Source organism: Marinobacterium profundum, from assembly GCF_001528745.1.
In the GTDB taxonomy this organism is placed as follows: domain Bacteria; phylum Pseudomonadota; class Gammaproteobacteria; order Pseudomonadales; family Balneatricaceae; genus Marinobacterium_A; species Marinobacterium_A profundum.
Genome location: NZ_BCNS01000211.1, coordinates 1 through 11,828, shown reverse-complemented (window position 1 = coordinate 11,828; position 11,828 = coordinate 1). Strand labels below are relative to the sequence as shown.

General features: G+C 59.4%; 10 protein-coding genes. 6 read left to right on the top strand and 4 right to left on the bottom strand.

All coding sequences use genetic code 11. The annotated features are described in order from the left end of the window. Positions 1-57 precede the first annotated feature (57 nt). The 3 genes from MPRO_RS23975 to MPRO_RS23965 all read left to right on the top strand — a co-directional run bounded on the left by MPRO_RS23975 (position 58) and on the right by MPRO_RS23965 (position 2,901). Positions 58-1,035 carry a TRAP transporter substrate-binding protein gene (locus MPRO_RS23975; protein ID WP_067298840.1) on the top strand — a complete coding sequence of 326 codons (978 nt, stop codon included), beginning with the start codon at positions 58-60 and terminating at the stop codon, positions 1,033-1,035. Between the two features lie 61 nt (positions 1,036-1,096). Further along, positions 1,097-1,645 carry a TRAP transporter small permease gene (locus tag MPRO_RS23970; RefSeq protein WP_067298839.1) on the top strand — a complete coding sequence of 183 codons (549 nt, stop codon included), beginning with the start codon at positions 1,097-1,099 and terminating at the stop codon, positions 1,643-1,645. Next, positions 1,642-2,901 carry a TRAP transporter large permease gene (locus tag MPRO_RS23965; protein WP_067298838.1) on the top strand — a complete coding sequence of 420 codons (1,260 nt, stop codon included), beginning with the start codon at positions 1,642-1,644 and terminating at the stop codon, positions 2,899-2,901. Before MPRO_RS23970 ends, MPRO_RS23965 begins: the two co-directional genes overlap by 4 nt. A 279-nt stretch (positions 2,902-3,180) precedes the next feature. Here the strand turns inward: MPRO_RS23965 and MPRO_RS23960 are convergent, their stop codons facing one another. The 4 genes from MPRO_RS23960 to xseA form a co-directional block, all read right to left on the bottom strand. Continuing rightward, positions 3,181-3,942, bottom strand: a complete 762-nt coding sequence (locus MPRO_RS23960; protein ID WP_067298837.1) for an alpha/beta fold hydrolase — start codon at positions 3,940-3,942, stop codon at positions 3,181-3,183. A gap of 345 nt (positions 3,943-4,287) precedes the next feature. Continuing rightward, positions 4,288-4,911, bottom strand: a complete 624-nt coding sequence (bamJ, locus tag MPRO_RS23955) for a BamJ family beta-barrel-assembly machinery protein (protein WP_067298836.1) — start codon at positions 4,909-4,911, stop codon at positions 4,288-4,290. Positions 4,912-4,968: 57 nt separating this feature from the next. Continuing rightward, positions 4,969-5,847 (bottom strand): M23 family metallopeptidase, encoded by an 879-nt coding sequence (locus MPRO_RS23950; protein ID WP_067298835.1) that lies wholly within the window; start codon positions 5,845-5,847, stop codon positions 4,969-4,971. Continuing rightward, positions 5,847-7,199: an exodeoxyribonuclease VII large subunit gene (gene xseA, locus MPRO_RS23945; protein ID WP_067298834.1), complete on the bottom strand. Its 1,353-nt coding sequence runs from the start codon at positions 7,197-7,199 to the stop codon at positions 5,847-5,849. The genes MPRO_RS23950 and xseA overlap by 1 nt, the downstream gene beginning before the upstream one ends. Before the next feature lie 232 nt (positions 7,200-7,431). Between xseA and guaB the strand changes: the two genes are divergently transcribed. From guaB to tadA, 3 genes are all read left to right on the top strand, one after another. Then, complete coding sequence (guaB, locus tag MPRO_RS23940) at positions 7,432-8,901, top strand: IMP dehydrogenase (protein WP_067298986.1); 1,470 nt, start codon at positions 7,432-7,434, stop codon at positions 8,899-8,901. A 152-nt stretch (positions 8,902-9,053) separates the two neighbouring features. Beyond that, a complete protein-coding gene (guaA, locus tag MPRO_RS23935) occupies positions 9,054-10,634 on the top strand; it encodes a glutamine-hydrolyzing GMP synthase (protein WP_067298833.1) in 1,581 nt (526 codons plus the stop codon). Between the two features lie 235 nt (positions 10,635-10,869). Further along, a complete protein-coding gene (gene tadA, locus MPRO_RS23930; RefSeq protein ID WP_067298832.1) occupies positions 10,870-11,391 on the top strand; it encodes a tRNA adenosine(34) deaminase TadA in 522 nt (173 codons plus the stop codon). Positions 11,392-11,828: the final 437 nt, after the last annotated feature.

Here is an 11,828-nt window from a genome sequence, read left to right as displayed (position 1 = left end):
ACTGCCCCGTTGCTTGTTCGTGGGCAGACGCTGCCTATAACAACAATGGAGCTCACCATGATCGACTTCAAACCCCTGCTGCTGGCGACCTCGCTGGTGTTATCCGCCGTCACGGCCCAGGCCCAGGACTTCCGTCTCGGGCTGATTACACCGCCACCCCATATCTGGACCCAGGCGGCCAACGATTTCGCCAAAGCGCTGAATGAAAAGTCCGGCGGGGAGCACCGGGTATCGGTTTTCCCGGCGCAGCAACTGGGCAATGAAGCCCAGATGGTGCAACAGCTGCAAACCGGCGCTCTGGATATGGCCTTTCTGACCATCGCTGAAATGTCCAACAGGGTGCCGGACTTTGGTGCCCTCTATGCGCCTTACCTGGTGGACGATATCGATCAGGCTGCGGCCTTGCTGCGCTCCGATGCCGCTGTCGGTCTGCTGGATCAGCTGCCTGCAGGCGCAGGTCTGGTGGGTATCGGCTATGGCATGGCGGGCATGCGTCAGGTGCTCAGTCGCGAAACCGTGGCGAGCCCTGCGGATCTTCAGGGCAAAAAACTGCGCATAACGCCGTTTGAGCCGATCCGCGACTTCTATGCGGCTCTGGGTACAGCGCCGACGCCCCTGCCACTGCCGGCGGTCTACGATGCCCTGGCCAATGGCCAGGTCGATGCCATCGACATGGATTTCGACTCCATCCTGATTCTCAAATTCTATGAACGCGCCGACAACCTGATGATCTCCAACCATATGATGTTTCCGATGGTGGGGGTGGTTTCCGGGCGTCTGTGGCGCTCGCTGGGCGAGGACGACAGGAACCTGATTCGCAGCAGCATGAAGGCGCAGCTGGATTCCGTGATCGCCCGTTTCCAGGCCCAGGAAAAGGATCAGGAAGCGCAGTTACGCGGGCTTGATATCACCATCACCGAGTCGGATCGCAGCACCTTCAGCGAGGCGATCGAAGTTTGGGAGCAAACCTGGTCGGCCAAGGCGCCGGCGCTGGAATCTTTGCGCAAGGCGGCGGCCGATATCAAGGGCAGCTGATTGACGCTGCACACCCAAGCTGCCTCCGGGGCTCTGCGTCGGGGGCATGCAGGAGAATGCCATGTTGCACAAAATTTCGAATAGGGTTGCCCGGATGGAAACCAGGGTGGCCGCGGTACTGGCAGGGGCTGTCACCCTGCTGGTGCTGCTGAATATTGCCAGTCGCTCCCTGGGGCATGCCATCTACTGGGTAGATGAGCTGGCGATTTACTGCATGGTCTGGATGGCCTTTCTGACGACTGCCGTGTTGCTGAAGCGGCGTGAGGGGGTGAGTGTGACCCTGCTGACCGACAGCTGCACGCCTGCGGTGCGCAGGGCGCTGTCGCTGTTCAGCGATCTGGTGATTCTGGTTTTTGCCCTGGTGCTGCTGTGGCTGTGTCTGCGCTGGTATGACCCAGTCGCGCTGGCCCAGTCTGGCTTTGATCTGCAGGCGTTTCAGGCCCAGACCTTCAATTTTATCTATGCCGAAAACACCAGCACCCTGGGGCTGAAAAAGTTCTGGATCTGGCTGGCACTGCCCTTCTTTGCTGTGTCACTGAGCCTGCATGCCCTGAGTAATCTGCTTGAATGTCTGAGCGCGCGACCAGCCCTGGCGGGAGAAGCCGCATGACTTTTGTGATCTTTTCGGTATTGCTGTTCAGCGCCGTCCCCATCGCGCTGGTGCTGGCCCTCACCGCACTCTGGTACATAGCAGTGTCGGGCAACTCGGTGCTGTTTGATTCCTACGCCCAGCAACTCTTTGGCGCCGTCGAAAGCTATGGTCTGCTGGCCATTCCGCTGTTCATGCTGGCGGGCGAGCTGATGAACGAAGGCGGCCTGACCTCACGCCTGGTCAATCTGGCCCGCATACTGGTGGGCGGCTTTCGTGGCGGCCTGGCCTATATCAACCTGGTGGCCAACATGATGATGGCGGCGATCATGGGGTCGGCTGCGTCCCAGATTGCCATCATGTCCCGCGCCATGGTGCCGGCGATGGAAAAAGAGGGGTACGACAAGTCCTATGCCGCCGCCATTACCGCGGCCGGCGGTCTGCTGTCGCCGATTATCCCGCCCTCGATGCTGTTTGTGCTCTTTGGTGTGCTGGCCCAAGTACCCATCGCGGAGATGTTTATTGCCGGCATAGTGCCGGGGCTGATCATGGCCTTGCTGTTCTTTGTCGCCATCAGCCTGATGGGGCTGGTACATAGCTACCCCAAGGGCGAGTGGCCCACGCGACAGCAGGCTCGGCAGTATCTGTTGGCGGGTATTCCGGCCGGGCTGATACCGCTGATCATTATCGGTGGCATTCTCACGGGGCTGGCAACACCCACCGAGTCGGCGGCGCTGGCATCCCTGGGGGCGCTGCTGATTGGCCGATATGTTTATAAAGATCTGCAGTATTCCAGTCTGTTCGACATTCTTAAACGCACGGCCTTCAACTCCGGCATGGTGATCATGCTGATCGCCGTGGCCGGTGTTTTCGGCTGGGTCATCGTGTTTGAAGAGATTCCCCAGAATGCGGCCATCTGGATTGCGGCTCAGACGGCGGACCCCTTCATCTTTTTACTGATGGTGGTAGGCATTCTGCTGCTGGTGGGCATGGTGATCGATGGCATAGCCGCGCTGATTCTGGTGGTGCCCATACTGCTGCCCATCGCCCAGCAGCAGTACGGCATCAGCCCGTACCAGTTTGGCGTGGTGGTCTGCCTGACCCTGGTGCTGGGGTTGCTGACACCTCCAGTGGGTGCCGGGCTCTTTATTGCCTCCAGCATGACCGGCGAGCCGCCCATGCGGATTTTCCGCGCCCTCTGGCCGTTCCTGATCGCGACCCTGCTGACCCTGGTGCTGCTGAGCTGGAAAAGTGAGCTGGTGACCCTGTTGCTGTGACGGCAGGGCTGATAACACAGGGCTGTCAAGCTTAAGGCTGTTTAGCGGTCGATGGGCGGCGACAGCTCACTTTTGGGCGGGAGCTTGAGTTGTGAAGCACCGCAGGTATTAGCCCAGGGACGGGGCTCCTGCGGGTGGGGTACTTCACCCTGGCCTGAATGCGTGACTTAATCCTGAAAGAAGTTCTGAATCAGTCGTGTCATCAGTGCGGGTTTCTCTGACACATGAGAGTGCCAGTGGTCGGTGCTTATAACCGTGCTTGAATATTCGGCTTACGGCTTATTTCTGAAGAAAGCTCTGAATCAAGCGTGTCATCAAGGCCGGCTTTTCAGCATGCGGCCAGTGGCCTGTACCTTCAACGACCTTGTAGCCAGCGGCCGGGAAGAGGCCGAGGATGGCGTCGCGGTGCGCGGCCTGGATGTAGTCCGAGTTGCCGCCCTTGATAAAGAGGGTAGGGCCAGCAAAGGGCGCGCCTGTCGGTGGGGCGCTGATGTTCGGGTAGCCGTGGTGCAATGCCTGCAGATTGAAGCGCCAGTCAAACTGGCCGGCCTCGGTGCGGTACAGGTTGCGCAACAAAAACGCCCGTACCATGGCATCCTCTATGCGGGGGGCGAGCTGTTTTTCGGCGTCGCTTCTGGATTTTACCGTCGACAGGTCGATGGCCTGGAGTCCGCTGAAAACATCGCCGTGGTGGTCGGGGTACTGCACCGGCGCTATGTCCACCACTATGAGTTTTCCAACGCGCTCAGGTGCGCTGAGTGCCAGCTGCATGGCGGCCTTGCCGCCCATGGAATGGCCCAGTACCCGGGCGCTGTCGATACCGAGGCTGTCCATCAGTTCGATCAGGTCCTGCGCCATGGCGGCGTAGGTCATCTCGGGATCATGGGGGGAGCGGCCGTGGTTGCGCAGGTCGATACTGATGACCTGGTACTCACTGGCCAGTGCCTTTGCCTGGCTACCCCAGTTGTCGAGGCTGCCGAACAGGCCGTGCAGGATGAGCAGGGGTTCACCCTGGCCCTGAATCTGATGGTGTAGTTGCATGGATGACTCCGTGCCTCTGGCTCGGCACCAGAGCGGGTTGTACGGGGAATGGCTCTCGCTAGCAGCCTGTCGGACTTAACACTGATCTACTGCGGAAAAGCCGATTCTTTTCGGTAAAGAGGGGTCATTTTTGTTTACTCTTTTAGAACCACTATGCACAAGCTACATCCCTGTAGCTTGCCCTGCGGGCAGCTAACGCTGTGCAAATCGGCTATCCTGCCGATTTGTCGCCTCAAAAGAGCCCAAAAACTGCCTCAAATCGGCCTTTCCCTCGCTACGATCGGTCAAGCCCGGCAGGCTGCCAGGCGGGAGCGCGGTAACGCTACTCGATCAGGCTGGGCCGGATCAGAGAATGTCCAGCAGCTCTACGTCGAAGATCAGGGTCGCGTAGGGCGGGATGCCACCCGGGGAACCCTGGGCACCGTAGGCCAGATTGTAAGGCACGTACAGGCGCCATTTGGCACCCTTGGACATCAGCTGCAGAGCCTGGGTCCAGCCAGCGATAACGCCGCCGACCGGGAATTCAGCCGGCTGGCCGCGGTCGTAGGAGCTGTCGAAGACTTTGCCGTCGATAAAGGTGCCGTGGTAATGAACCTGCACCTTGGAATCGGCTGTCGGGCTGGCGCTAGCGTCGCCGGCGTTAACAACTTCATACTGCAGGCCAGATTCGAGGGTGGTAACACCGTCGCGCTGGCCGTTTTCGCTCAGGAAGGCTTCGCCGACAGCGGAGAATTCCTTGGCTTCGGCTTCTTTCTTCTCGTTCAGGCGACGGTTGATTTCGTTGAAAGCCGCCTGAATGTCGGCAACTTCAACGCGCAATTCCAGGTTGCTGTAAGCATCTTTGATGCCGGTGGCAACAGCGTCCAGATCCAGGCCTTCAAAGCCGCCCTGAGCCAGCTGATCGCCCATCTGACGACCAATGCCGTAGCTCGCGTGTTGTTCCAGTGTTTCCAGTTTCAGTTCAGACATGCATAACCCTGTCGGTTCTGTGATTTTAAAAACGGGCAGGCTACCACAAGCGCCGCTTTATTTCTTGTCGATAAATAGCTGCTCGTCGACAAACAGCAGCGGGTCGACCCTTGTGTTGTTAAGGCTAAGGCTCCAGTGCAGGTGGGCACCGGTGACGCGGCCTGTTTTGCCAACCAGCCCCAGCTGTTCGCCGGCGACCATGCTTTGGCCCGGCGCTACATCGATGCGGCTGAGGTGGCAGTAGAGACTGCTGAGGCCAAAACCGTGATCGACAATAATGGTATTGCCGTTAAAAAAGTAGTTGCCGGTGGCACGCACCACGCCTGGCGCCGGTGCCCGTATAGGCGCCCCTTCGGGGGCGGCGATATCGAGGCCGCTGTGAGGGTTGCGCGGCTGCTGGTTAAAGTAGCGCTTGAGGCCAAAAGGGCTGCTGAAGCGCCCGTCCGCCGGCAATTCGAAATGCAGTACAGGGTCTGATGGCTCTGACCAGTAACTGAAGGCCTCATCCATCTCGGCCTTTTCCTGTGCCCAGCGCTTCAGATCCTCCGGGTCCGGGTCTACATGGCGCTTGTTTTTGACGGTCAAATATTGCGCTTTGTAGGTTTTGTCCTCGATATCGAAGGCCAGGGCCTTGCCGTTGATATCCAGCTGCTGCGAGACGCTGGCATCGGCGTCCAGCGGAATGCCAACGACAGCCAGCCACTGGCCAGGGCCGGCCTGGGGTTGTGGCACCACCAGTACCCGCGCATCCTGGTAATTGACCCGGGGCACGGTGGCGGCCTGGAACGGCACCAGAGCCACGCCGCCCGGTACGCGGGACTCCTGCGGAAGGCGACTGTCGGCGCTGGCGGCGTGAGCGGGCTGCAGGCTGCCGAGCAGCAGCAACACCGGCAACACAAGCTGTTTGGGTACCAGGTTGGAAAGCAGTGCGGGCATCAGCTGTTCTCGTCGGGCATCAGGGTGGCGGTAACCCGGCTGTGCACGCGACCTTTGGCAAGGCGGGTTTCAATCAGGTCGTCAACTGCAAGCAGGCTGGCATCGTCGATGACCTGGCCGCGGCTGTCCTGCACTATGGCGTAGCCACGCTCCAGCGTAGCCAGCGGGCTCACGGCGTTCAATTGGCCGGCCATGGCGGCGCTGCGCAGGCGTTTGTCGTGCAACAGGTAGTGTATCCGGCGCTCGAGCTGCTGGCGCAGGGCAGCCAGGTGCTGGCGCAGCTGGGCGATCTGGCGCTGTGGACGAATCTGGACCAGCCGGGCCTGCTGGCGTTCAAGCCGGGTGCGTTTGTCGCTCAGCAGGCGCAGGGCGGCCTTGCGCAGACGCAGTTCCAGTTCATCCAGACGCTGGGCGCGTTCGCGCAGGCGCTCACCCGGGTGGCGCAGCCGGCGCTGCAGCGCGATCAGGCGTTCCTGGTGCTGCTGCAGCTGTTGTCCGAGGCGTGCCTGCAGGCGTCTGCGTGCCTGGTCGAGGCGCAGCTGCAATTCGCGCTGATCGGGGGTCAGCAGCTCGGCGGCGGCGGAGGGCGTAGGCGCGCGCAGATCGGCGACAAAGTCACTGATCGATATATCGGTTTCATGGCCCACAGCGCTGACGACGGGAATGCTGCAGGCGTGAATGGCGCGGGCCACGCTTTCTTCGTTGAAGGGCCACAGGTCTTCCAGCGAGCCACCGCCGCGGCCAAGAATAATCACGTCACACTGATCGTGGCGCTGGGCCAGCTTGAGCGCCCGAACTATCGCGGGGGCCGCTTCTGCACCCTGTACGGCACTGGGGTAGAGGGTAACGGGCAGGCCCGGGAAGCGGCGCTTCAGCACGCTGAGAATGTCGTGTATGGCGGCGCCCGTGGGGGAGGTGATCACGCCCAGGTGACGTGGGTGCGCGGGCAAGGGCTGCTTGCTGGCCTGGTCAAACAAACCCTCGGCGTCCAGTCGCAGTTTCAGGGCTTCGAATGCCTGCTGCAGCTGGCCGACACCGCTTTCTTCCATGTAGTCGCAGATCAGCTGAAATTCGCCACGGCCCTCATAGAGGGACACCTTGGCCCGTACCATAACTTGGTCCCCATCCCTGGGGCGGTATTTCAGGAACTGGCTGCGGTTGCGGAACAGCGCGCAGCGCACCTGGGCGCGCTCATCCTTGAGGGTGAAGTACCAGTGGCCGGAGCTGGGACGGACAAAATTCGAGATTTCCCCCTGTACCTGAATCATCATGAACGAGCTTTCCAGCAAGGATCGGGCCTGCCGGTTAAGGTCGGAAACGGAGAGGGCGTGGGTCTGGGCTTTTAGGGTCATGGCTGCATTTTAAGGAGGCGTCGAACAAGTCGCAATAGGGTGTATTAGTACCACAGATGGGGTTGTCGACTGTGTCTGTGATAGCTTGTGCGCAGCGGCGGTCGGAGATATCCGCCCGGCCCGAATACATGCTGGTCAGAGGTTAATCGTTTTTGTACATTTGTCGGTGATATCTGTATAATTGCGCGTTTCATTTTTTATGCTCCTTTCACGCTACTATGGGCTGCTGATAATGTTACGAATCGTTGAAGAAGCGCTCACTTTTGATGACGTTCTGTTGATGCCCGGATACTCCGAGGTATTGCCCAAGGATGTGTCCCTCAAGACGCGCCTGACCCGGGGGATCGAGCTGAATATCCCGCTGGCGTCGGCGGCGATGGATACCGTTACCGAAGCGCGTCTGGCGATTACCATGGCGCAGGAAGGCGGCATCGGCATCATCCACAAGAACCTGACCGTTGAGCAGCAGGCTGACGAAGTGCGCCGGGTGAAGAAATTCGAAGCTGGCATCGTCAATAATCCTGTCACCTGCAGCTCCGATATGACCGTGGGCGAGCTGCGTGCACTGTCCGAACGTTTGACCTACTCCGGTTTCCCTGTGGTGGATGACGGTGAGCTGGTGGGTATCGTGACCAGTCGTGATGTGCGTTTCGAGCAGTACCTGGACGCCAAGGTTTCCACCATCATGACGCCCAAAGAGAGCCTGGTAACTGTGAAAGAAGGGGCTGATCCGGACAAGGTTCGCAACCTGCTGCGCAAGCACCGTATCGAACGTATTCTGGTGGTCGACGATGCCTTCAAGCTCAGTGGCATGATGACCGTCAAAGACATGTACAAGGCCAAGGCCTATCCCAATGCCGCCAAGGACTCCCAGGGTCGCCTTATTGTGGGCGCGGCTGTAGGTACCGGTGCCGATACGGCTGACCGCGTTGCTGCGCTGGTTGAGGCTGGTGTCGATGTGATTATCGTAGATACCGCCCATGGGCACTCCCGGGGCGTGATTGATCGCGTGGCCTGGGTCAAGAAGACCTTCCCGCAGGTGCAGGTGATCGGTGGTAACATCGCGACTGCAGCGGCGGCCATCGCCCTGGCGGATGCCGGTGCTGATGGTGTCAAGGTGGGTATTGGTCCTGGCTCCATCTGCACGACCCGTATCGTCTCCGGCATCGGTGTGCCGCAGATTACCGCCGTGGCCAATGTTGCGGCTGTGATGAGCGAGCGCGGCATACCGGTTATTGCCGATGGCGGCGTGCGCTTCTCCGGCGATCTGGCCAAGGCTATAGCGGCTGGAGCTTCCTGTATCATGGTTGGTTCCATGCTGGCTGGTACCGATGAAGCGCCGGGTGAAGTGGAGCTGTTTCAGGGACGGGCGTTCAAGTCCTACCGTGGTATGGGGTCTCTGGGCGCCATGGCGCAAACCTCAGGCTCTTCGGATCGTTATTTCCAGGATGCCTCTGAAGGTGTCGAGAAGCTGGTACCCGAAGGTATTGAAGGCCGTGTGCCCTGCAAGGGCCCGGTGGCGGGTGTTGTGCATCAGTTGATGGGCGGTCTGCGGTCTTCCATGGGCTATACCGGCAGCGCCAATATTGACGTCATGCGCACGGTGCCGCAGTTTGTGCGCATCACCAGTGCCGGCATGAACGAAAGCCATGTACATGATGTAAGCATCACTAAGGAAGCGCCGAACTACCGCATCGGCTAAGCCTTGTAACATCTCCGACAGATGGGGTGGCAACTGACCGCTCCATTTTTTTTTTGCCAGGAGGCTGTCCGATAATGCTGGCCCTAGGGTGGGTATTGTTGGTCGGTCTCCAAGTGCATTAGTTGCCCGGCAACCGGTGGAGACACTGTCGAATGACACAAGATATTCATGCACAACGCATCCTGATCCTGGATTTTGGTTCCCAGTACACCCAGCTGATAGCACGCAGGGTTCGAGAAATCGGTGTGTACAGCGAAATTCATCCCTGGGATATGGACGAAGCGGCCATCCGCGAGTTCGCCCCTGTGGGCATTATTCTCGCCGGCGGTCCTGAATCGGTCACCGAGTATGATTCGCCCCGTGCGCCTCAGGCCGTGTTTGACCTGGGTATTCCGGTGCTGGGTATCTGCTACGGCATGCAGACCATGGCCGAGCAGCTGGGTGGCAAGGTTGAAACTTCCAGCAAGCGCGAATTCGGTTATGCCAAGGTACGCCTTGCCGGTAGCCCGAGCCGTCTGCTCGAAGGTATCGAGGATCACCTGGCCAACAACGGCTCGCTGATCCTGGATGTCTGGATGAGCCACGGTGACAAGGTCACCGAATTGCCGGAAGGCTTTGCGACCATTGCATCTACTGACTCCGCGCCTGTTGCGGCCATGTGCGATCCCAAGCGCAAGCTCTACGGCGTGCAGTTCCACCCTGAGGTGACACACACCAAGCAGGGCGGTCGTATCCTCGAGCGTTTCGTGCGTGAAATCTGCAGCACCGATGGTCTCTGGACGGCGGCGAATATCGTCAGCGACCTGACGGCCAAGGTGCGTGCCCAGGTCGGCAATCAAAAAGTCTTGCTGGGGTTGTCCGGCGGCGTGGACTCGTCAGTCGTCGCGGCACTGCTGCACCAGGCGATCGGCGATCAGCTGACCTGTGTGTTTGTCGATAATGGCCTGCTGCGCAAGAACGAAGGCGATCATGTTATGGACATGTTTGCCCAGAACATGGGTGTGCGCGTGATCCGTGCCAATGCCCAGGAAAAGTTCCTGTCTCGGCTGCTGGGTGAGAATGACCCTGAGAAGAAGCGCAAGTTGATCGGCAACACCTTTATCGAAGTCTTCGATGAAGAAGCTACCACGTTGAAGGATGTTAACTTCCTGGCGCAGGGGACTATCTATCCGGATGTGATCGAGTCCGCGGCCTCCAAAACAGGCAAGGCGCACGTGATCAAGTCGCACCACAACGTGGGCGGCCTGCCGGATGACATGCAGTTTGAGCTGGTTGAGCCGCTGCGCGAACTCTTCAAAGATGAGGTGCGCAAGATTGGTCTGGAGCTGGGCCTGCCCTACGACATGGTCTACCGCCACCCCTTCCCGGGTCCGGGTCTGGGCGTGCGTATTCTGGGTGAAGTCAAAAAGGAATACGCCGACATCCTGCGCGAAGCTGATGCCATCTTTATCGAAGAGCTGCACAACTCTGGCTGGTACCACAAAACCAGTCAGGCCTTTGCAGTATTCCTGCCGGTGAAGTCCGTGGGTGTGGTGGGTGATGGTCGTCGTTACGAATACGTCATCGCGCTGCGCGCCGTGGAAACCATCGATTTCATGACCGCACGCTGGGCGCACCTGCCCTACGAGCTGCTGGAAACCGTATCAAGCCGCGTGATCAACGAGATCCCGCAGGTGTCCCGCGTGACCTATGATGTGTCCAGCAAGCCGCCGGCCACTATCGAGTGGGAATGATCGCTAACTGATTAAGCCAAAAGCCCGCAGTTGCGGGCTTTTTTGTACATGGATGTATTTATCCTGCGTGTGCATGGATGCACAAAAGCAGGGTTTGTACATGGATGTATTTATCCTGCGTGTGCATGGATGCACAAAAGCAGGGTTTGTACATGGATGTATTTATCCTGCGTGTGCATGGATGCACAAAAGCAGGGTTTGTACAGGATGCGCAGGGGCGGCGGCAGGAGAGGGTATGATTGACGAGCAGCGAACGATTGACGAGCGCTGGATGGATGAGGCGCTGCTGATGGCGATGCAGGCCGACGCCGCCGGTGAGGTGCCAGTGGGTGCCGTGGTGGTACTGGATGGCGAGATTATCGGCCGTGGCTGGAACAGGCCTATCAGTGGCCATGATCCTACCGCCCATGCCGAGATCATGGCGCTGCGCGAAGCCGCGGCTGCGATCGGTAATTATCGCCTGGTGGAGGCGGATCTGTACGTCACCATTGAGCCGTGCACCATGTGTACCGGCGCCATAGTGCACGGGCGCATTCGTCGGCTGGTGTTTGGTGCCACCGAGCCCAAATCCGGTGCTGTGGTGAGTAATGGTCAGTTGCTGCAGCAGGCCTGGCTGAATCACGACGTTGTGGTGCAGGGGGGTATAAGGGCGCAGCAGTGCAGCGAGTGCATCAGTGATTTCTTTCGCCGACGCCGGGAGTACAAGAAAGCGTTAAAGCAGGCCCGCAATTCAGCACCTGATGCTACGCAGGACTAGCAGCCCACTGCCACCGAAACATCAGAGCGGTTCTTGTTCCCCCTTATGACGCCGGCGAGCACTGAGGTCCTGCGGCGAATTGGCCCGAAGGGGTGCAACAGGGACTGTTGCGCCTCCGATGAGGTACATGGAGGTACCTTCAGCGGAGCCCGCCGCAGGGGCTCAGAGCGCAGCGAAAAGGCGTCATTGGGGCGGCCTTTCTTTGGTTACTTTCTTTGCGCGTGCAAAGAAAGTAACGCGCCAGCAAGGCGCAACACGAACTCTTAATCCGCTCCAATACCCCAGTTTGCACAGACTCCAACGCAACCTTAATCTCATCGCAACCAGTTCAACCTGGCGGCGACCCGCCGCACGACGGAGCGCCGCCCGGAACAATTCGCTTGGGTAAAGGGTGCGATTCGCTTCGCTCATCAGCACCCTAGGAGGCTGTCCGACAA

Excerpts from the sequence above, each read along its gene's own strand:
- guaB (WP_067298986.1), top strand. The coding sequence starts at position 7,432 with ATGTTACGAATCGTTGAAGAAGCGCTCACTTTTGATGACGTTCTGTTG.
- bamJ (WP_067298836.1), bottom strand. The coding sequence starts at position 4,911 with ATGTCTGAACTGAAACTGGAAACACTGGAACAACACGCGAGCTACGGC.
- MPRO_RS23970 (WP_067298839.1), top strand. The coding sequence starts at position 1,097 with ATGTTGCACAAAATTTCGAATAGGGTTGCCCGGATGGAAACCAGGGTG.
- MPRO_RS23950 (WP_067298835.1), bottom strand. The coding sequence starts at position 5,847 with ATGCCCGCACTGCTTTCCAACCTGGTACCCAAACAGCTTGTGTTGCCG.
- MPRO_RS23960 (WP_067298837.1), bottom strand. The coding sequence starts at position 3,942 with ATGCAACTACACCATCAGATTCAGGGCCAGGGTGAACCCCTGCTCATC.
- MPRO_RS23975 (WP_067298840.1), top strand. The coding sequence starts at position 58 with ATGATCGACTTCAAACCCCTGCTGCTGGCGACCTCGCTGGTGTTATCC.
- MPRO_RS23965 (WP_067298838.1), top strand. The coding sequence starts at position 1,642 with ATGACTTTTGTGATCTTTTCGGTATTGCTGTTCAGCGCCGTCCCCATC.
- guaA (WP_067298833.1), top strand. The coding sequence starts at position 9,054 with ATGACACAAGATATTCATGCACAACGCATCCTGATCCTGGATTTTGGT.
- tadA (WP_067298832.1), top strand. The coding sequence starts at position 10,870 with ATGATTGACGAGCAGCGAACGATTGACGAGCGCTGGATGGATGAGGCG.
- xseA (WP_067298834.1), bottom strand. The coding sequence starts at position 7,199 with ATGACCCTAAAAGCCCAGACCCACGCCCTCTCCGTTTCCGACCTTAAC.